The organism is Pauljensenia sp. C0254C2 (assembly GCF_056583835.1).
In genome coordinates, this window is sequence record NZ_JBWPJO010000003.1 from 1 (window position 1) to 21015 (window position 21015).

Annotated in this window: 19 protein-coding genes; 17 read left to right on the top strand and 2 right to left on the bottom strand. The window is 59.2% G+C overall.

All coding sequences use genetic code 11. The features are described from left to right. The first annotated feature begins 110 nt into the window (after positions 1-110). The 16 genes from dcuC to AC1DA5_RS03040 are packed head-to-tail and all read left to right on the top strand — an operon-like array spanning position 111 to position 17500. Complete coding sequence (dcuC, locus tag AC1DA5_RS02965) at positions 111-1529, top strand: C4-dicarboxylate transporter DcuC (protein WP_058236587.1); 1419 nt, start codon at positions 111-113, stop codon at positions 1527-1529. A gap of 14 nt (positions 1530-1543) precedes the next feature. Beyond that, positions 1544-2851, top strand: coding sequence for an amidohydrolase (locus AC1DA5_RS02970; RefSeq protein WP_058236588.1), 1308 nt, complete (start codon positions 1544-1546; stop codon positions 2849-2851). Between the two features lie 6 nt (positions 2852-2857). Then, positions 2858-4144: an MFS transporter gene (locus AC1DA5_RS02975; protein WP_058236589.1), complete on the top strand. Its 1287-nt coding sequence runs from the start codon at positions 2858-2860 to the stop codon at positions 4142-4144. A 57-nt stretch (positions 4145-4201) separates the two neighbouring features. Next, positions 4202-5293 carry a ferrochelatase gene (locus AC1DA5_RS02980; protein ID WP_070726594.1) on the top strand — a complete coding sequence of 364 codons (1092 nt, stop codon included), beginning with the start codon at positions 4202-4204 and terminating at the stop codon, positions 5291-5293. After that, on the top strand, positions 5286-6029 hold the full coding sequence (gene hemQ / locus AC1DA5_RS02985) for a hydrogen peroxide-dependent heme synthase (protein WP_227469305.1): 744 nt from the start codon (positions 5286-5288) through the stop codon (positions 6027-6029). Before AC1DA5_RS02980 ends, hemQ begins: the two co-directional genes overlap by 8 nt. Positions 6030-6033: 4 nt before the next feature. After that, positions 6034-7260 (top strand): carboxylate--amine ligase, encoded by a 1227-nt coding sequence (locus AC1DA5_RS02990; RefSeq protein ID WP_058236591.1) that lies wholly within the window; start codon positions 6034-6036, stop codon positions 7258-7260. Between the two features lie 12 nt (positions 7261-7272). Beyond that, entirely contained in the window at positions 7273-8376 is a 1104-nt protein-coding gene (locus tag AC1DA5_RS02995) for a lipid II:glycine glycyltransferase FemX (RefSeq protein WP_070726596.1), read from the top strand. Continuing rightward, complete coding sequence (gene thrS / locus AC1DA5_RS03000) at positions 8364-10379, top strand: threonine--tRNA ligase (protein ID WP_092648526.1); 2016 nt, start codon at positions 8364-8366, stop codon at positions 10377-10379. The genes AC1DA5_RS02995 and thrS overlap by 13 nt, the downstream gene beginning before the upstream one ends. Before the next feature lie 17 nt (positions 10380-10396). After that, on the top strand, positions 10397-10978 hold the full coding sequence (locus tag AC1DA5_RS03005; RefSeq protein WP_058236593.1) for an HIT family protein: 582 nt from the start codon (positions 10397-10399) through the stop codon (positions 10976-10978). Beyond that, the gene (pgsA, locus tag AC1DA5_RS03010) at positions 10979-11611 is read left to right on the top strand and encodes a phosphatidylinositol phosphate synthase (RefSeq protein WP_058236594.1); all 633 of its coding nucleotides are present in this window, start codon (positions 10979-10981) and stop codon (positions 11609-11611) included. Continuing rightward, a complete protein-coding gene (locus tag AC1DA5_RS03015) occupies positions 11604-12515 on the top strand; it encodes a phosphatidylinositol mannoside acyltransferase (RefSeq protein WP_058236595.1) in 912 nt (303 codons plus the stop codon). The genes pgsA and AC1DA5_RS03015 overlap by 8 nt, the downstream gene beginning before the upstream one ends. Further along, positions 12512-13690 carry a glycosyltransferase family 4 protein gene (locus tag AC1DA5_RS03020; protein WP_480289169.1) on the top strand — a complete coding sequence of 393 codons (1179 nt, stop codon included), beginning with the start codon at positions 12512-12514 and terminating at the stop codon, positions 13688-13690. Before AC1DA5_RS03015 ends, AC1DA5_RS03020 begins: the two co-directional genes overlap by 4 nt. Then, positions 13687-14283: a hypothetical protein gene (locus AC1DA5_RS03025; protein WP_070726607.1), complete on the top strand. Its 597-nt coding sequence runs from the start codon at positions 13687-13689 to the stop codon at positions 14281-14283. The genes AC1DA5_RS03020 and AC1DA5_RS03025 overlap by 4 nt, the downstream gene beginning before the upstream one ends. A gap of 18 nt (positions 14284-14301) precedes the next feature. Continuing rightward, positions 14302-15585: a PrsW family intramembrane metalloprotease gene (locus AC1DA5_RS03030; protein ID WP_480289171.1), complete on the top strand. Its 1284-nt coding sequence runs from the start codon at positions 14302-14304 to the stop codon at positions 15583-15585. 3 nt (positions 15586-15588) lie between these two features. Continuing rightward, a complete protein-coding gene (locus AC1DA5_RS03035; protein ID WP_480289172.1) occupies positions 15589-16125 on the top strand; it encodes an NUDIX hydrolase in 537 nt (178 codons plus the stop codon). A 34-nt stretch (positions 16126-16159) separates the two neighbouring features. After that, positions 16160-17500: a family 20 glycosylhydrolase gene (locus tag AC1DA5_RS03040; protein ID WP_070726612.1), complete on the top strand. Its 1341-nt coding sequence runs from the start codon at positions 16160-16162 to the stop codon at positions 17498-17500. Positions 17501-17506: 6 nt separating this feature from the next. On the opposite strand, the gene serB is transcribed toward AC1DA5_RS03040, so the two are convergent. After that, positions 17507-18169: a phosphoserine phosphatase SerB gene (serB, locus tag AC1DA5_RS03045; protein ID WP_058236888.1), complete on the bottom strand. Its 663-nt coding sequence runs from the start codon at positions 18167-18169 to the stop codon at positions 17507-17509. A gap of 266 nt (positions 18170-18435) precedes the next feature. After that, complete coding sequence (gene glgC, locus AC1DA5_RS03050; protein ID WP_070726614.1) at positions 18436-19674, bottom strand: glucose-1-phosphate adenylyltransferase; 1239 nt, start codon at positions 19672-19674, stop codon at positions 18436-18438. A gap of 88 nt (positions 19675-19762) precedes the next feature. Between glgC and glgA the strand changes: the two genes are divergently transcribed. After that, positions 19763-20989, top strand: a complete 1227-nt coding sequence (glgA, locus tag AC1DA5_RS03055; RefSeq protein ID WP_480289173.1) for a glycogen synthase — start codon at positions 19763-19765, stop codon at positions 20987-20989. Positions 20990-21015 lie beyond the last annotated feature (26 nt).

The window sequence follows — 21015 nt, forward strand, 5'->3', positions numbered from 1 at the left end:
ACACGGAAGAGGTCACTGGTTCGATCCCAGTATCGCCCACCATTTGTTTTATGTGCCTTAGACTTCAAGAGACCCTTTAGTCAATAGTTGAAGTCGAAAGGCCATAGGCGATGACGCTAATCGGATTTTTGATTGGCTTGGCTGTCACAGTTGTAGTGGCATGGCTGATCATTAAGAAACACCATCCACAAACAGTATTGATCCTTGCAGGATTGTTGCTTCTTTTCATTTCACTCCCTCTGTCTGAAGAGCCGCTGATGGACAGCGAGAAAACCACGGGGAATATGGTTCTTGACGTCGTGGATTTCTTACGCGACACATTTGCCTCCACATCCGCCAGTCTTGGACTCATCATCATGGCTGTGGGCGGATTCTCTCTGATAATGGAAAAAGTCGGTGCCAGCGCAATGCTGGTGCACCTCGCTATGAAGCCGCTGTCGCGGATCCGTAGGCCATACATTTTCCTTGGAATCGCGTATATTTTCGGACAGTGCCTCGGAATGATCATTCCGTCTGCATCTGGCTTGGCAATGCTGCTTATGGTGACTTTGTATCCCCTTCTGCGTTCCTTGAGGATTTCGCGTCTGAGCGCGGCAGCATTGATTGCGACAACCTCCTGCCTGGATCTCGGGCCAGCGTCGTCGAACTCCAATTTGTCGGCCGAGGTGTCCTCCATGACCGTTCAGAAATACTTCATCGACTATCAGGGGCCTGTGGCAATTGTGACGATGGCAGTGATTGCCATCAGCCACATGCTGATTCAGCGTCATTTCGACAAGAAAGCCGGAACGCTGCCGGAAATGAATCCGCCCTCGAATCTCGAACAGGAAGCATCAGGAGCCTCACCGGATACAGGCAGTGTAAAAACCGAGCTCAAGACCCCCGTCTACTATGCAGTTCTGCCGCTCATACCGCTCGTCTTACTCATTGTTTTTTCGGAATATCTCATCTCCTCCGTCAAGATGAATGTTGCGACGTCAATGCTGACATCAATGTTGGTGGTCCTGATCATCGAAATGATCAGATATCGCTCATTCAGCAGAGCCAGCGAAATCATGAAAGTGTTCTTTCAAGGAATGGGGAAGCAGTTCGTTGCAATTGCCACGCTTATCGTCGCAGGACAGATGTTCGCGGCAGGCCTCACGCAAATCGGATTCATCAAGTTCATTGTCGATGGAGCGTTCAATTTGCACCTGGGCGTTGTCGTCATGACAGTGCTCATGACACTGATAATCCTGTTGACTGCACTCCTTACCGGGTCGGGAAACGCAGCATGGTTCGCTTTTGCACCCCTGGCTCCTCAGGTGGCGCAGCCCCTTGGCCAGCCTGCTGTAGCAATAGCTCTGCCGATGGAGCTGTCGGCGGGCATCGGACGTTCAATGTCGCCGATCTCCGGTGTATTGATCGCGGTGTCGGGTCTGGCGGAAGTCAATCCCGTCGACCTGGCAAAACGCACAATTCCTGTGATGGCGGCGGCGTACATCACGCAGATCACCACATCCTTTATCTGGCTGTATCTGATTCACTGAGAAAGGAGAAGACCATGTTTGACACCATCGTCGCACGCTCCAATGAGATCGCTGACGACCTCATCGCTGTACGTCGTGACCTTCATCAGCATCCGGAACTAGGGTGGGAAGAATTCAGAACCACCAGTATTGTCGTTCAGCGACTTCGCGAGCTGGGTTACATCGTTCGTGTGGGTAAAGAAGTGTGCGAAGAGTCTGCCCGTATGGGAGTGCCTCCCGCAGAGGAACTCGAATCGGCTTACCAGAGAGCGCTGCAGGAAGGTGCACCGGAGGAACTTCTTGAAGCCATGAAAGGCGGTTTTACCGGAGCCGTCGGCATCCTTGAGAACGGTGACGGCCCGGTTGTGGGAATGCGCTTTGACATCGATGCGCTTCCGCTGGCAGAAACGACGGATCCAGAGCATTTCCCGAACAGGGAAGGCTTTCAATCCGTGCATGCCAACACGATGCACGCATGCGGACACGATTGCCACACGAGCATCGGCCTGGGAGTTGCGCAGCTGATGATGGAAATGCGCGATCAATGGTCAGGTACCCTCAAGTTAGTCTTTCAGCCAGCTGAAGAAGGCGTGCGTGGAGCAAAATCCATCGTCGCGCACGGACACCTTGATGATGTAACTGTCATGCTCGGTTCTCATGTGACAGCATCGAACCAATGCAACGAGTTTGATATATACGCGGGCGCAGGCGGATCACTGGCCACAACGAAACTGGACGTGACTTACACCGGTTTGGCGTCTCACGCTGCAGGAGCTCCGGAAAAAGGCAGGAACGTGATGCCTGCTGTTGCTACAGCGATCCTCAACCTGTATGCGCTTCCGCGAAATTCACAGGGAGAAACGCGCGTGAACGTGGGTGTTGTCCACGCTGGATCGGGCCGTAACATCATTGCCAACAATGCCACTATGCTGGTGGAAATTCGCGGCGCCAACACTCAGATCAATGCGTATATGGAGGAATATGCCCGACGGATTCTTGAAGATGCCGGGCACATGCATGGAGTCGAATGCGAGATCACGAAAACAGGAGAAGCAATTTCACTCGAGTCCTCTCCAGAGCTGATGGAGCGCATCGATCGGGTAGCCGAACAAGTTGAGGTGCGCCCTGCTTCGCCCAACCGACTGATTTCACCTGGATCGGAAGACTATTCGTTCATGATGGATCGGGTGCAGTCCAATGGGGGCCAGGCTTCATTCATTCGTATCCTTGTTGATTCGCCGACTGCTGGGCATACCGTAACGTTCTCACCAAACGAAGACGCTATGGTGCGTGGCGTACGTATGTTTGTCGGTACAGCGCTTGATGTGATGGCACTACGCTAGACCTTCATGCGACGGTCATCATCGCCAATTGTCCTGCTGGCTCTCCCGGTCTACGTCCCGTCACTGACATGGTCCACCGGTATCGGTGCGCTCAATTCAGTGGTGGTATTGGCCGGGCTGTCCATGCAGATGAGCGAGTCATGGGCATCGGCGATGGTGGGAATCATGGGCGTTGCCGGTGTCATCGCATCTGTACCGATCGGCCGGATGGTCGACCGCATCGGCGACCGCTCATCATTCGTCATCGGCGGGCTGATCGCTGTGCTGGCCGGAACATGCGCCCTGGTATGTCTACGGTTTCCCGGCATTAACCGTGCAGTTGTTGCATTCGTTATCGCGATGGTCGCCATTTCGATCGCCGGAGACATGTGGCAATTGGCGCGGCAGTCCTATGTGGCAGAATCCGTGCCTATGACATGGCGAGCACGATCAATGTCGATGCTCGGAGGAATGTCCAGGCTCGGCCGGTTGATCGGTCCTGCGCTGGCGTCGCTGGCCATTGTGCTGGGAGGTATTCCCGGCACATTCTGGTTCTTCATCGCAGCCACCGTGCTTGCCCTGAGTCTGATCCTGTTGTTCACCGCGCCTACGCCCGAAATTCTGGATGTCAAACCGCCGGCGTCCCAACGATCGTCCAGTGAAACGCCGCCGGCGTCTTTGCAGCGTCGCCCTCGTACCCACGTGGACGTCGTGTCGACCATGCTGCTGTCGGTGGGGACAGTTCTGCTGTCGCTGGTGCGCACCAACCAGATCATTGTGGTGCCTCTGGTGGGCACGAGCCTCGGAATCACAGAGGAACTCATATCAGCGACCTTCGCGATTTCAGCGGGACTGGATGTCGCCGTCTTCTACTTCTCAGGCGCGATCATGGACCGTTTCGGCAGACGAGCATCCGTTCTGCCGTGCCTGTTGATCATGGCGGCAGGGTTCGTGGGATTGGCCCTGAGCGGGGGAGTCGTGAGCTTCATGGTCAGTGCATGTGTCGTGGGGTTCGGCAACGGATTCAGCGCAGGAACCGTTATGACGATGGGAGTCGATCTGTCTCCGGACATCAACCGCTCCCGATTCCTGGGAATCTGGCAGGCCATCTCGCAGGTGGGCCCGACGGTGGGTCCATTCGTGATTTCCGTGCTGGTGGCCGCATGGGGAGCAACGATGAGCGCGTGGGCGACCGCAGTGGCAGCTGCCTGCTGCGCAGTGTGGATGCTCGTGACAGTTCCCACGGCCTACGCTCGCCTCGGTATGGACGAACGAGGCAGGGCGCTGCCCGCTCGAAGCGACGCTCAGTCATAAAACATCCGCAGGACTAATCCAAGCGAAGAGCACACTTTTCTGTTTAAATTGCTCAACGTGAAGGCCGAAACAACCAGCGTGGATGCGATCATGCTCTGCAGCTACGGAGGACCCAGGCAACCCGACGACATTTTGCCGTTTTTGCGCAACGCCACGCGCGGCAAAGGGATCCCTGACGAGCGTCTCATCCAGGTCGGCGGCCATTACAGCCTGTTTGGGGGGAAGAGCCCGATCAATGAATGCAACGACGAATTTTCGCGCGCCCTCGCTGGCGAACTCGAGCAGCGAGGAGTCAAATGCCCAGTCGTTGTCGGAAACCGCAACTGGCACCCCTACTTCACGGAAACACTGACGAGCCTGATCGACCTGGGACACCGCACTGTCCTATGTGTCTTCACCTCAGCGTTCGCTTCTTATTCCGGGTGTCGCCAGTACCGCGAAGATCTGGCTGCGGCGCTCGACGAGCTGGGCGACAAAGCCAGTGAGCTGGTTTTGACGAAAGTGCGTCCCTATTACACGACGCAGGGAATTCTCAGCGCCCACGTCCGTTCCATCACACGCGCAATGCGTGAGCTGGACGACCCGCACCTTGTCCTCGTCACGCACTCCATCCCCGTGTCGATGGAGGCTAACTCCGGTGACCACCACCTGCCCACGTATGTCGGCCAGCACCACCAGCTGGGCGAGGAAATCTGTAGACGCGTTAGTGACGAACTGGGGCGAGAGGTGCCATTCGATTTGGCGTACTGTTCCCGATCGGGTCCGCCACAGTCGCGGTGGCTCGAACCGGATATCAATGACCATCTTGAATTCCTGCATGATGGCGGCACGCGCGCCGTGGTCGTCGCGCCGATTGGCTTTATTTCCGACCACATGGAAGTGGTCTACGACCTCGACACTGAAGCCAAGGCGACTGCAGACAATCTGGGAATGGACTATCGGCGCGCCGCCACTCCAGGCACCGATCCAGCGTTCGTGTCCTCGCTCGCTGACGTGGTCTGCGAACGGATCGGAAGCGGGGCAGCGGGCGACGCGATTGACATCAGGTGGCCCGTGACATGCTCGCAGGAATGCTGCCTGCCGCGTGAGTCCTACCAGATGCGTCCAACCTGTTTTAATCACCCCAACCAAGGAGAAACCCATGAGTGAAATGCCACATGGTCACCATCCGGCACCGGTTCACGACCCTCGCGACCGGACCGACATTGACCCCGAAGAAGTCAACGCGCGCGACAATTACTCGCTGCAGTGCGTCTTCCGCACCGTGGTGCCGTTGCCGGCCGACAGCGCACACGACTTGGCGGCGGCAATGGAACGAGCCGTGCGGGACACCGGCGTGGAAATTCGAGGGTGGTATGACGTGGGCGGATACCGCGCTGACGCTGACCTGATGATGTGGGCACTGTCTGACAGCGCCGACAAACTGCAGGCCGGCTACCATGCGATCGTTGCGTCTGACTTGGGCGCAGCTCTCGAACCCGTGTGGTCAGCAATGGCGGCACACAAGGCTGCCGAATTCAACACCCGTCACCTGCCCGCCTGCTTCAACGGTGCAGCGCCGCGCGGATACTGCGCCGTCTACCCCTTTGTGCGCAGCTGGGACTGGTACTACCTGCCGAAAGCTCGCCGCGCTGCCATCTTGAAAGAGCACGGCATGAACGGCGTCGACTACCTGGACGTGCAGGTTTCCACGCTGGCCGCATTCGCGCTGGGGGACTACGAGTGGACGGTCGCCCTCGAATCCGACAGCCTCGACCGCGTCATGGGTGTGCTGCGTCGCCAGCGCGACGCGGAAGCTCGACTATTCGTGCGCGAAGACACTCCGTTCTTCACCGGGCCTCGCGTCGAACTGACCGAGTGGACGGATCGCCAGCCGCTACAGTAGAAGGATGACTACAGACCTTCTTCCCGTCATTGTCGGCGGTGACATCGGCGTGTACGCCATCGGGCGTTCATTCCACGAAGCCTACGGGTGCCGCTGCATCTGCCTGGCGGCATCCCCAACAGATGCGATTACACGCTCCGTCTTTTTTGACGTGGAAACACTTCCGCCACATGCGGATGACCGGCAGACACTTGCAGTCCTCCGCGGGCTGGCAGCTGCGAATCCCGGCAGGAAACTCGTACTCATGGCGAACGACGACCGACACTCGGTATTCGTCGGGCGCTATCACAGCGAACTTGAAAAAGCAGGATACTCACTGCCTTTCCCACCCGTTGAGGTCACCGAACGCGTCACAGATAAAGCTCAGTTCGCACAGATCTGCACCGAACTTGGCATTGACACACCTCGCACCGTCAGCGTGAACGTGGGGAGTGGTGAGACACCCTCGTTACCGTTCGACTTCCCCGTCGTTGCCAAAGCGGCGCGAGGGGACGCCTACGACCAGGTCGACTTCCCAGGTAAACGGAAGATCTATTTCATCGAGACCGCAGCCGAACTGGACGAGCTGTGGGCGACGCTGCGTAAGGCAGGATTCGACGATACGTTCCTTGTGCAGGAACTCATCCCCGGAGACAACACGCAGATGCGTTCCATCACCGCGTACGTCGACTCTCACGGCGACGTGACAATGATCGGGTCGGCACGCGTGCTGCTCGAGGACCATGCGCCCACCATGATCGGCAACCCTGTTGCGATGATCACCGAGCCATTCGACGATCTGTGGGACAGTGCCCGTGCTTTTCTGACCGACACCGGATATCGCGGATTTGCCAACTTCGACGTCAAAGTGGATCCGCGTGACGGCCGAGCCGTGTTCTTTGAAGTCAATCCGCGCATCGGACGCAACAGTTGGTACATGAGCGCTGCGGGCGTGAACCCCATGTCCATCATGGTGCGCGACCTGATTGACCATGAGCACGTCAAGCCGCAGGAAGTGCACAACAAAATTCTCTACTCCCTAGTTCCCGATGCACTGCTGCGCCACTACGTGCGCGATGAAGAACTGCGCCAACGCGTCCACGCGTTGCAGCGCAGCGGCAAGCGCAAGAATCCGCTGGTCTACACCGCTGAAACGTCACTGGTACGATCGGCGATCGTCGCTCTCCAGACGCTCAACCATATCCGCAAGTTCCGACGTTTTTACCCTGAGGCCACAGACCGCTCATTCTAAGGAGGAGCCATCATGGCAACCGAGCTGCGTGAACTGACCGCAGATCAGATGAGGATCGCCGCCGCTGGCGTGATACCGCTGCCGATCGAACAGGCAGCGCCGTGGGAGGCATTCGAACAGACGCAGGGACGGCGACTATGGGGCCGTTTTGCATGGGAAAAAGACGATAAAGACCAGGCGATCATCGCACTGTACGAGTATTCGCTACGCGGAGTGAAGTACTTGTGGGCCAAACACGGACCAGTCTGGCTGAAAGAACAGTCACCCGATAGTGAAGCTGCCTTGCGGGCCGACCTGGTACGCATGGTCAGGAACCGCGACAGAAGCATCGCCTTTATCCGCATGCACGCCTTCTTCCAGGCGCCGGACCTGCATGAGTCACTCCAGTTCATCACATATGACCGCACCGCAATCATTGACATCAGCGGCGGCACTGAGGATTCGATTCTCGCGACCATGACGAAAGACGGACGCCGTGCAGTACGCAGAGCCAAGAAGAAGATGGCCGAGGGAGGCGCGCGAGTCGTTGAAGAAACAGGCCTGACGCGCGCAGCATTCCGTGAGTACTACGAGGTGATGAAGGAAACAGCGCGCAGGGATGGGTTCCATCCACATCCGCCGCAGGTCTACTGGTCGATGCTGGACTCCATGCCCGAATCTTCCCGACTGTTCGGCGTGCGTCTGCCCGATGACACACTGGTGTGCTGGGATCTGGTGTTGGTGCACGATAAGCAAGCTGTTGCCTACTACGGCGCATCGACAGATCAGGCGCGCACCGTGCTGGGGCCTGACGCATTGGATTTTGACGTGGCTGTTCGGCTGGCGAAGGAAGGCGTCAAGGGGCTTGACCTGATGGGCGTGTATTCGCCACGTGTGCCGGAGCTGTATTCGGTGGGCCGCTATAAGCGTCGCTGGTGCCAGTCATTTACTGACGTGGACGGCGCGTGGGACGTGCCGGTGATCCCCGGAGCAGTCAGCGCCCTGAAAGCTGCGTTGGCCACGAAACATGCAGTGGAGAATCTGGTTCGCCGCGCACGCGCTACGATGGCTTGGGACATTGATCGGCACGCACCCGTACAGCGTGCCAGAGAAGGAGCATCATCGTGTCAGAACTGACCGCGACCATTGACGGCAACATTGAACAGATTGACGAAGGAACAACAGGAGCCACGTGGTACTCCTCCAACCGGCGGGTAATCGCCATGAACGTCAACGGCGCACCGACCGATCTGACCGCTGAAATTCCCAATGGCGCTGAAGTCAGCGCTATTACGCTGGATTCTCAGGAAGGTCTGCAGATTCTGCGCCACTCCACCACGCACGTGCTGGCCCAGGCAGTGCAGGATGTATTTCCGGACGTCAACCTGGGAATTGGCCCGTTCATCACGGACGGCTTCTACTACGACTTCGGCAACATCGATGCAGTGACCCCAGAAATGCTTCGCGACCTCGAAAAACGCATGAAGCGGATCATTAAGGAAGGCCAAACGTTCCGCCGCCGCGTCGTCACCGAAGACGAGGCGCGCGCCGAACTGGCTGACCAACCTTACAAGCTCGAATTGGTCACTACGAAGGGATCAGGCGCAGAAGGCGCGTCCGTTGAGGTCGGCCACGGCGAACTGACAATCTACGACAATGTGCGGCGCGACGGCAGCGTCGCATGGAAAGATCTGTGCCGCGGCCCGCACCTGCCGTCCACCAAACTGATCGGCAATGGCTTCGCATTGACGAAGTCGTCGGCAGCGTACTGGAAAGGTGATCAGAACAATGATCACCTGCAACGCATTTACGGCACCGCGTGGGCCAGCAAGGACGACCTCGTCGCCTACCAGGAACGAATCAAGGAAGCACAGCGCCGCGACCACCGGCGACTGGGACAGGAACTTGACCTGTTCTCATTCCCCGAGGAAGTTGGCCCCGGCCTGGTTCTGTTCCACCCCAAAGGCGGTATTTTGCGTCACGTGATCGAAGAGTACGTCACGCAGCGCCACCTGGAAGCAGGCTTTGACTTCGTTCATACGCCTGAGATCACCAAGTCAGGCGTATTCCACACCTCGGGTCACCTCCCGTACTACGCGGACACGATGTTTCCGCCGATGATGGTCGATGAAGAACGCGCAGAAGACGGGCACGTGACGCGTGAAGGCCAGGAGTACTACCTCAAGGCCATGAACTGCCCGATGCACAACCTGATTTTCCGTTCACGAGGGCGTTCCTACCGTGAACTGCCTCTGCGATTTTTCGAAATGGGACACGACTACCGCTACGAAAAGTCCGGAGTGGTGCACGGCCTGACACGTATGCGCGGATTTACGCAGGATGATTCGCACACGTACTGCACACCTGAACAGGCGCGCGACGAAATCACGATGCTGCTGAACTTCTTCTTGTCGATTCTGCGCGAATTCGGGTTGACGGACTTCTATCTGGAACTGTCCACCCGCAGTGATGACGAGTCGAAGAAAGACAAGTTCATCGGCTCGGATGAGGACTGGGATGCGGCAACTCGGATCCTGGAGGAAGCATGCGCGTCAACAGGGCTGGACCTGGTGCCAGATCCAGGCGGTGCCGCGTTCTACGGTCCGAAGGTTTCCGTTCAGGTCAAGGATGCGATCGGCCGCACATGGCAGATGTCCACCGTCCAGTACGACTTCAATCAGCCTGAACGCTTCGGCCTGGAATACACTGCGCCCGATGGTACGCACCAGCGTCCGGTGATGATTCACTGCGCCAAGCTCGGATCCGTTGAGCGCTTTATCGGCGTGCTGACTGAGCACTACGCCGGCGCATTCCCGGCATGGCTGGCACCTGTGCAGGTCAAACTCGTTCCCGTAGCAGACGCATTCGATGAGTACGTCGACCAGGTGGCTGCGAAACTGCGCGCGCGCCACGTGCGTGTTGAGGTCGACCATTCCGATGATCGTTTCGGCAAGAAGATTCGCAACGCCTCGAAGGAAAAAGTGCCGTTCGTGCTGATCGCGGGCGGTGAGGACGAAGAAGCAGGCGCTGTCTCGTTCCGCTACCGTGACGGAAGCCAGGATAACGGCATTCCGGTTGATGAAGCCGTTGAACGCATCGTGCACCACATTGAGACTCACAACAACGAGGACAAAGCGTAGGGAAGGGGAGCAGCGACATGAGGAACGGTCAGCCTCATCCGGGTGACCCGCAGGCGGAAGACTCAGGCGATTTTGCCGGTGAATTGGATGGCTTTGACCGGCTGTGGACGCCCCACCGCTGGGTCTACATCCAGGGAGATCACAAGCCTGCGGACTCGTCAGCAGGAGAATGCCCCTTCTGCGCGGCGCCGGACAAGACAGATGAAGAGGCACTGATCGTTCACCGCGGACGCACCTGCTTCGTATTGATGAATCTGTTCCCTTACAACTCCGGCCACATGCTCGTGTGCCCGTACCGCCACGTTGCCGACTACACGGATTTGACGGACGAGGAACGCATCGAGCTGGGCGAGCTGACCGCCACGGCCATGCGTGTGGAACGTGAGACGGCGGGTGCGCAGGGCTTCAACCTGGGCATGAACCAGGGACAGGTTGCCGGAGCCGGAATCGCCGCGCACCTGCATCAGCACGTGGTGCCCCGATGGGGAGGAGACTCAAACTTTCTGCCGATCGTGGCCCGCTCACGTGCACTCCCCGAACTGCTCGGTGATGTGCGGCAGCGTCTGGCCAAGGCGTGGCCTCAGGGAGATGACAAGTAGATGCTCGGTAATCATGGCAGGTCGGTGGCGACGACGATCTTCACACCTTTCGCCAAACTTCTGCATCGCCTTCACGTCACACCGAATATGGTGACAGCAACATCGACGACACTGGTCGTCATGATTTCCTGTGCGGTGCTGGCACGCGGCTACGTCTGGCAGGCTGGCGTCATACTCGGCGTGATCCTGTTTTGTGATTCCGTTGATGGAGTGCTTGCACGCTACAGCGGACAGACCTCACGGTTTGGCGCGTTCCTGGATTCGACGATGGACCGCCTCGGTGACGGGGCAGTGTTCGGTGCGCTGCTGGTCAATGCCGTATTCCACCTGGAGCCTTCACCTGAACGCACGACCGCGATCATCGCCGGAACGGTCGCGATGGTGGGCGTGGCAGCCGTCCCCTATGCCCGTGCCAAGGCTGAAATTATGGGGATTACCGCGTCGGTCGGTATAGCTGAACGCACTGACCGACTCATCATCGCGTTGGTGTGCGCAGCCCTGACCGATTGGAACCTGTGGTCGTGGTTCTACCCGATCGGACTGATATGGGTGGCATTCGCCTCGCTTATCACGGTGACGCAGCGCGTGCTGTACACGAAAAAGCAGATCGAGGCAGGCGACGCGGGTGAGTAACGCCTGGCAGCTGTCAGCATTTCGCCTCGCTCCGCGCCTGCCACGCTCACTTCTGTTCGGTGCGGCACGAATGGCAGGTGACATCGTCGCCGCACTCCCGCTAGACGTGACGGCGCGGCTGCGCTTCAACCACGAGCGAGTCGCCGGGCATTCGCTCCCTTCGAGCCACGTGCGCCAGGCCGTGCGACTGAGCGCGCAGACCTACGCCGAACAATTCGCGCTCACACACCTCATTGACGGAAACTTGGATGACATGGTGGACGTGCCGCGGATGGACATGCTGCGCGAACTGGCTGCTGACGGCCCCGTTGTGCTCGCCCTCGCACATGCCGGAAACTGGGACCTGGCCGGCGCATGGATGTGCCGCAACGGCCTTCCCGTGTTGACCGTGGCTGAAAAGCTCGACCCACCGGAATTGTTCCAGGCGTTTGTCGACCTGCGCGAAGACCTCGGTATGGAAATTATCGGGGTGGGGAAGAAGGAATCCGTCTTTCACCAGCTCGCTGCCCAGGCGAAGGGACGCGCCAACCTTCTGGTACCGCTGCTGGCAGACCGCGATATTTCAGGCAGAGGCGTTGACGTTGATTTTGGAGGCCGCCGCGCACTTGTCGCAGCAGGCCCCGCAGCTTTGGCACAGCGCCTGGACCGCCCACTGGCAGCCGCGATGATCTATCACACCACAGGTAGCCACATTCGCATCGATATTTCCGACGTGATCGACAATCCCGGCGCTACCCAATCGCGTACCAGTGTGGAAACACACACCCAGGCGTGGGTCGACGCGCTTGTCCCTATGATTCGTGAACATCTGGCACACTGGCACATGATGCAACCGCTATTTGTCGACGACCTCGATCCAGAACGCCTGGCCAGGGCCCGCCGACGCGTCGAGGACTCACAGTGAAAATCGGAATCGTCAACCCCTACGCATGGGACGTGCCTGGAGGCGTCCAGTTCCACGTGCGTGACCTTGCTGAAGAGCTTATCCGCCGAGGCCACACCGTCTCCGTTCTGACTCCGGCCAAACACGACACAGACTTACCGAGCTGGGCCGTCGGCGCGGGTGAGACCATTCCGATCCCCTTCAACGGGTCCGTCGCACGCCTCTCATTTACTCCACGTTCAGCCGTACGCACCAGGAAATGGCTCGACGAGGGCGACTTCGATGTCGTCCATATCCATGAACCAGGGGTGCCATCTGTGTCCTTCCTGGCCTTGATCAATGCGGATGTGCCCATGGTGGGAACATTCCATTCAGCAATGGAGCGCTCCTACGCCAGGGAAATCACCGCGGGCATGATCCGCCCCCTCATGGAGCGCCTGAGTGCGCGCATCGCAGTGTCGGCTGAAGCGCGCCGCACCCTGATCGAACACCATGGTGGTGACGCTGTGATTATCCCCAACGGCGTTGAGACGGAGAACTTCCGTCGCGCTCAGCCGCTGCCACAGTGGGAAGCCACCCAGCACAGGCCGGTGGTCGTCTTCTTGGGACGCCTCGATGAGCCGCGGAAAGGACTGGGCATATTTGCCGGTGCGATCCGCACAGTGCTTGAACACGTCCCCGGGGCGCGCTTTATGATCGCAGGACGCGGCGATGCCGGCCAGATACGAACCGATCTGGAAGGCCTGGGAGACTCAGTGGAGTTCCTGGGCGAAATTACGGACGAGGAAAAAGAATCACTGCTGGCTGGCGCGACAATCTATGTTGCGCCGCAAACAGGGGGAGAATCCTTCGGCATTGTGCTGGTCGAAGCGATGGCTGCAGGGTGTGCCGTCGTCGCATCCGATATCGAAGCCTTCCGAGCCGTTCTCAACAATGGTGACGCCGGAATGTTGTTCCACAGCGGCGATTCGACTGCACTGGCGGACGCCCTCGTCAATGCCTTGAGCGACGCGGACGCTTTGGACGAACTTGCCGTACGAGGGCAGGCCGCATCAGCCGCCTATGACTGGTCGACCGTCACTGATCGCATTATGGCTGTGTACCAGACCGTTGTGGCCGGGGCGCGTGAAGATCCTGGCAGGCAGAACGCCTTGTCGCTCATGCGTGGCGGACGGCTGCGGGAGGTTGACCAATGAGCCTGTGGCAGTGGATCCTCCTGGCCGGTGTCATCGTGGTTGTGGCGGTATTGATCTGGCAGTGCGTCATGTTGGCTGGGCGCCTGGACAGGTTGCATTGGCGCGTGACGATGTCACGCGTCGCCCTCGACACGCATTTGATCAGACGAGCCGTCGATGCAGGGCTGCTGGCGGCCAGCGGACTGGCAGGACAGGGAAGCGCCGACTTGGACGATGCTGCCGCGCGCTGCCTGGCGTTGAGCGGAACCCCACTGGTGGATGACGATTTCGACCGCAAGCGTGACATTGACGGACTGTCTGACGGCGATGCGCAGATGGCTGCAAGACGTCTGAATGCCGAGTCGGCCCTGTCGCGACAGATTCGTGCGTGCATGACACCCCAGCTGCGCGACGAGGCGCGTGACGATGCCGATGCTGCACACCTGATCAGCGCTCTCGACGCGTCGCACTACCGCGTGCATGTGGCTCGTTCAGTGCATAATCTAGACGTGACACAAATTAGGCGACTGCGTGCTCATCCGTTGGTGCGCATCGCTCACCTGTACGGCCATGCACGAGTGCCATCGAGCATCGACTTCGACGACGCGCAGTAACTAAAGGCGGTGAGACCCGTGAGCGAGCAACGTGTGAAGTGGGGAGGTCCCGGCGAGGACTACCGCCTTGCCAGGATTGGTCGCGTCGGCGGGAATCAGTGGGCTGACGCCCCGGCAGGCGCGCCGGCAACGGGTGTGCCCAGTCCGCAGGAAGTCGCTCCCGTGTGGTCTCCGCCCACGCGCAAGCGCTCGATTGCGTGGTTTGAAATCATTTTCACCATTGTTGGCGTGGCGGCACTGGGTTTTGCGCTGTTCGGATACGTGCGCACCGGTGGTTTACCGTCAACAGTTCTGACCGGAGTGCTGGCATTGATTCCCTTGGGATTCATCATCGCAGTGCTGCGTTTTATTGATCGCTGGGAACCCGAACCGTGGGTCGCGATGCTCGTGACCTTCGTGTGGGGAGCGGGAGCTGCAGCAGTGGTGGCGATGGTGATCAACACTGCGCTGCAGACGAACATCCAGTTGATCACCGGGCACTCAGGCCTGACGATGGTAGCTACGGCCTCGATCGTGGCACCCATCGTGGAAGAGACCCTCAAGGGCGCGGGCGTGGTGTTTGTTCTGGCCTGGCGACGTTACCGCATCAACTCGCTGATTGACGGTATCGTCTACGCCGGAATGGCAGGCGCAGGTTTCGCGTTTATCGAGAACATCCAGTACTTCCTGCGCAGCTCAGAAGAGGGCCAACTGATGATCACGTGGTTCATGCGCGGCATCATGAGCCCGTTCCTGCATCCGATGGCCACCTCGTTCATCGGGCTGGCGGCAGCGTGGGGCGTGGTGCGCCACAAGTCGGGTCTCGCATGGGTCTGGACCTTGCCGCTGGGGTGGATCGTCGCGGTCCTCATCCACGGATCGTGGAACTACCTGGCCAGCACGTCGATGGAACGCTGGTTCGTGTTTTACCTCTTCGTCGAGGTCCCGATCTTCATCGCGTGGATCGTCGCGCTGCTGGTCATGTCCGCGCGGCAGGCGCGCACCATTGCCAACGGGTTGGAGCCCTATGTGCGTACCGGATGGATCCTGCCGGGCGAAGTGACAATGGTGGTCAACCGCGGTGCCCGCCGTTCAGCCGTTAGGTGGGCAGCTCAGGGCGGTCGCGCTGCCAAACGCGCCATGAAGAATTTCCAGCGACTGGCTGCCGCATTGGGAATGGATGAAATGATCCACCGTAAGGCAGGCAGGCACGCAGATCGCGTGGCACAGGATCAGGACATGCTGCAGCAGTTGATCGCGTCCCGAGACGTGTTCCTGACGCGCACGCGCAGTGCTCACGCCAACAGGCAGATTGGACGATAACGAGTGAGTGACCTTGGACCGGAATGGATTCCAGACCAAGACGGCATACCGTTCCGACGCGCTGCCCGCGTAGCCGTATTCGACGAGGACGGCAAGCTGCTCCTCGTGCGCGGACACGATTCAGAAAATGTCACACGCTCCTGGTGGTTCACCACAGGAGGCGGGCAGGAAGAAGGCGAAACACTGCAGCAGACGGCGGTGCGCGAAATTCGTGAAGAGACGGGGATCGCCCTGGATCCGACTCGTCTTGTTGGCCCTGTCCTGCATCGGCGCGCGCTGTTCGATTTTCTCAACGTGACAGCGCGCCAGGAGGAATGGTTCTTCGTTGCGCACGTGCACCGCACAGAGTTGAACTGGGACGGCTGGACTGAACTGGAGCGCAGCGTGCTCGATGCGATGACGTGGTGGGACTTGGACGATCTTGAGATCGAAGCCCGAAGAGCGGAAGTCTATCCACGTGACCTGGTCGCGATGGCTCGTCAATGGAAAGACGGGTGGGATGGGACCATGATCGAGCTTGACGAGTCATCCGTCGGGTAAAGTAGCCACCACATCAGCCACTGAGGAGAATGTCATGTATGTGCCCGTAATTCCCACTGTCCGACATGCCGATATGTCCGAGGGTGCAGGACGGTTCTCACCTGTCACGACGAAACTGGTTCAGGACGCGACGCAACTGGGTATTGACACGGCACTGGAGCCTTTCCAGGAAAAGGAGGCGTACGCCCTGACGATCGGTGAGGACGGCACTCATATTCGGGCCATCACCGAGGTTGGTGTGGTGCGCGCCAGCCGCACACTGAATCAGCTCAAGAGAGGCGGAGTCGCGCTGAGCGGAACGATTGTGGACTGGCCCGAATTCGAATGGCGCGGCCTCATGATCGACACTGTGCGCCACTTCTTTTCCCTCGATGTCCTCAAGGAGATCGTCGATTTGATGGCAAGCCTGTCACTGAACGTCCTTCACCTGCACGTGAGTGACGACCAGGGGTGGCGAGTCGAAATTCCCGCTCTTCCCGAACTGACGGAAAAATCATCACAGAGTGCCGTGAATGGCGAAGGTGGCGGATACCTGACTGTCGAGCAGTACAACGATCTGCGACGCTACGCGAGTGCCCGCGGAGTTGACGTGGTGCCTGAGGTTGATATGCCGGGACACACCAACGCCGCACTGCACGCGATGCCGGGTCTGAATCCCGACGGTCAGGCGCGGGATGTCTACGAAGGTATCGACGTGGGAATGTCGACGCTGAGCACGCAGGCAGCCGACACCGAACGCTTCATGGACGAAGTGATCGGACAGCTGGCAGCTGACTCGCCGCTCGGTATGCATATCGGCGGCGACGAAAGCCATTCCACACCTCACGACGAGTTCCGCGCCCTGGTCACAATGGCGGTGGAACGCGTCCACGCATGCGGCAGGCGGGCGATCATGTGGCAGGAAGCGGGCGCAATGGCACACGAGGGCGACATCGTGCAGCTGTGGGATACCACCAACAATCATACTGAGGGCGTGCTGGCGGGCATTGAGCGCGGTGCACGCGTCATCGTGTCGCCTGGACAGAAATCATATCTGGATATGAAAGAGAATGCCGATGAGCCGTGGGGCCAGGACTGGGCCGGGCCTCTACCGTTCCGGACAGCGCTGGAGTGGAATCCGCGCACCGCGCTCGAAGGGCTGGATCCTCGGGCGGTGATCGGTGTTGAAGCATGTGTGTGGGCAGAGTACATCCGCACGCGTGAACAGCTCTTTGAGAAGCTCCTGCCGCGTCTGACTGCCATTGCTGAGGTCGCATGGACCGGCAGTGGTGACGACAAGTGGGAGGAATTCTCCCGGCGCGTCACCTCACTCACGGAACTGTGGGATGCCAAGCGGCTCACCTGGCACCGTTCAGAAGGCGTCGACTGGAAGTAGCCGAACCTAGAACAGGGCAGCGACGAGCGCGTCGAGGCGACGCACGGCCAGAGAATTGGGAATCGCGTCGCGGACAGCGGACTTGGCGCAAAAAGCGACGCCCCATCCTGCGGCCTGCATCATGGGGATGTCGTTCGCGCCATCACCAATGGCAACGCACCGTGAGGGGGATACTCCCAGCTGAGCTGCCCATTCAGTGAGCTTACGGACCTTCACGTGCGATGTCACGATCTCTCCGAGGACCTGGCCGGTCAGGTGCCCGTCACGCACTTCCAGTCGGTTCGCACAGTAAAAATCGATGCTCAGTCGCGTTGCCAATGGGCCCACGACTTCCTCGAACCCGCCGGAGACCACACCAAAGGCACCGCCGGAAACGGAGTGGACACTTTTGATGAGTTGCTTGGCGCCGGGAGTGACGGTGAGGGAGCGGGTAACGTGGCGGAACACGGTCTCAGGGACGCCGGCAAGTGTGGCGACCCGCTCCCGCAAGGACTGCGCAAAATCGATCTCACCGTTCATTGCCCGCGCGGTCACTGCCGCCACTTCCTGACGCGTACCGGCCCACTCGGCAAGTTCTTCGATCACTTCCTGAGCGATCAGCGTTGAATCCACGTCGGTGACGATCAGCGCTGGCCCGCCTTCTTCACGAACAGAAACAGGGACAACCAGAACATCTCCCCACCGTGACAACGCGGCGTGCGCACCGTCAAGATCCAGCATGCCCACACCGTCATCACCCTCGCGCACGCAGGCCACCACGCACGCAGGGACGTCCCCGCCAATCGGGTTCGCCACGAACGGCAATGCTCGCACATGTATTTTTGAACGGCGCACACCGGCAAAATCTGCCAGTGCGCGAACTGCCGGAGCCTCGTACGGAAAACTTGCGACGTCATGCGGGGCAATGACGCAAAGTGCTGCGCCAGCCCGTTGGCTCACTTAGTCACCACCATACCCTTGGGGACGACGGTGATGCCGGACTCGGTGACGGTGAAACCGCGAGCGCGATCATGTTCCAGGTCCACACCGACCGTCGCTCCTTCTTCCACGACGACGTCCTTATCCAGGATCGTCTTGGAGACGATGGAGTGGCGACCCACGCGGGTGTTGCCCATGACGACCGAGTCAGTGACCTGAGCCCACGAGTGCACGTACACGCCAGGCGAAATGATCGAATGGTAAACCTCGCCGCCCGAGACAATCGAGCCGGGGGAGACAAACGAGTCGACGGCGTGCCCCATACGCGAATGCTCATCGCCGTAGACGAACTTTGCCGGCGGCAAGGAGCCATCGATGAGGGTCATCGTCGGCCAGTCGCGGTTATAGAGGTTAAAGATCGGGTGGACGCTGATCAGGTCCATATTCGCGTCGTAGTACGCGTCCAGTGTGCCGACATCGCGCCAGTAGTCGCGGTCCCTCTCTGTGGACCCGGGCACGATGTTGTCCTTGAAATCGTAGACACCGCACTGCTGACGTTCGACGAACCACGGGATGATGTTGCCACCCATGTCGTGATTTGAATCCTCGTTTTCCGCGTCTGCACGAAGTGCGGCGACGAGGGCGTCCGTATCGAACACGTAGTTACCCATAGATGCGAGCACTTTGGTCGGATCATCCGGCAGACCCTCAGCGTTTTGCGGCTTCTCGAGGAAGTTCTTCACCACGCCACCTTCGGCGTCGATGACGCCCAGAGCGGGAGCGAGTTCAACCGGTTGGCGGATGCCTGCCACAGTTGCCGGAAGACCGGACTCAATGTGGTGCTCCACCATCTGAGAAAAGTCCATGCGGTAGATGTTGTCGGCACCAATGATCACCATGTAGTCAGGGTGCTCGTCCTCAATGACGTTCAGGGACTGGTAGATCGCGTCGGCACTGCCCAGGTACCAGTGCGGTCCCCGTCGTTGCTGCGCCGGTACGGGAGCAATGAAGTTACCCAGCAACGGTGACATATACCACGTCTTTGTAACATGTCGGTCCAGCGAATGCGACTTGTATTGGGTGAGCACGACGACACGCATGTAGCCGGAGTTGACGATATTGGACAGCGCGAAGTCAATCAGTCGGTAGTTTCCACCAAAAGGTACTGCAGGCTTGGCTCGATCCATGGTCAAGGGCATGAGACGCTTGCCTTCGCCACCCGCAAGAACGATTGCTAGGACATGTTTTTTTGCCATGTCTCAAGGGTAGGCAATAATCAGCGTGAATGTGCGCAAACGACACGAGATGCGCTGCTGTTCGATAAGCTCTCAGTAGGAGGCAGCCATGCGTATAGATTTATTGACACGTGAATATCCGCCGCACGTCTACGGCGGTGCGGGTGTTCACGTGACTGAACTGGCTCGCGTATTGCGAAGCCTAGGTCCTGACATTCGGGTTCACGCATTCGATGGTCCCAGGAAGCCGGGGGACGAGGGTGCCCTCGACGGTGTGCGAGGATACGACGAACTTGCCGAACTGGACGGCGCAAATGCAGCGTTGCGCACACTCGGGGTGGATCTGCAGATGGCGGCCCACACCGACGGAACTGACCTGGTGCATTCGCACACGTGGTACGCCAACTTTGCCGGATATGTGTCGAAGCTGCTGTACGACGTCCCTCACGTTGTTTCCGCACACTCGCTCGAACCGTTGCGCCCGTGGAAGGCCGAGCAGCTGGGCGGTGGCTACCGTCTGTCCAGCTTCGCTGAGCGCATCGCCTACGAGAATGCTGACGCGATCATTGCAGTGTCCAACGGGATGAAAGATGACATCCTGCGCTCGTATCCCAGTGTCGAAGTGGACAGGGTTCACGTCATCTTTAACGGTATCGATCTGAATGAGTGGCGCAAACCCTCCACCGAGGATGAGAAAGCCAACCAGACGCGCGTGCTCAAGGAATTCGGTATTGATCCTGACCGGCCCACAGTGGTCTTCGTCGGGCGGATCACCCGTCAGAAAGGTCTGCCGTACTTCCTGCGCGCAGCTCGCCAGCTTCCACGAGATGCTCAAATCGTGCTGTGTGCAGGAGCGCCGGACACCAAGGAAATCGCCGCTGAGGTCGACACGTTGGTCAAGGAACTGGCGGCCGACAGAGACGGGGTCGTGCTCATCTCCCAGATGCTGCCGCGAGCCGATCTGTGTGCAATCCTGGACGTGGCGACCGTCTTCATCACTCCGTCTGTGTACGAGCCGCTGGGCATCGTGAACCTGGAGGCTATGGCGATGGAGTTGCCGGTGGTGGGCACACGCACCGGCGGAATTCCCGACGTTATTGTCGAGGGAGAAACCGGCTACCTTGTTCCCATCGAGCAGAAGACTGACGGAACCGGAACCCCCATTGATCCAGAAGCGTTCGAATCTGCGATGGCTGAACGCATCAATGCCGTGCTGGCTGATCCAGGGCAGGCGCGTCAGATGGGCAAAGCCGGCCTGGAGCGGGCGCGCACTGAATTTTCGTGGGACACAATCGGCCAGCAGACACTCGACCTTTATCGCGCGCTGGTGGGCTGATGAGGCAAGGTTCTGGCTACACTGAA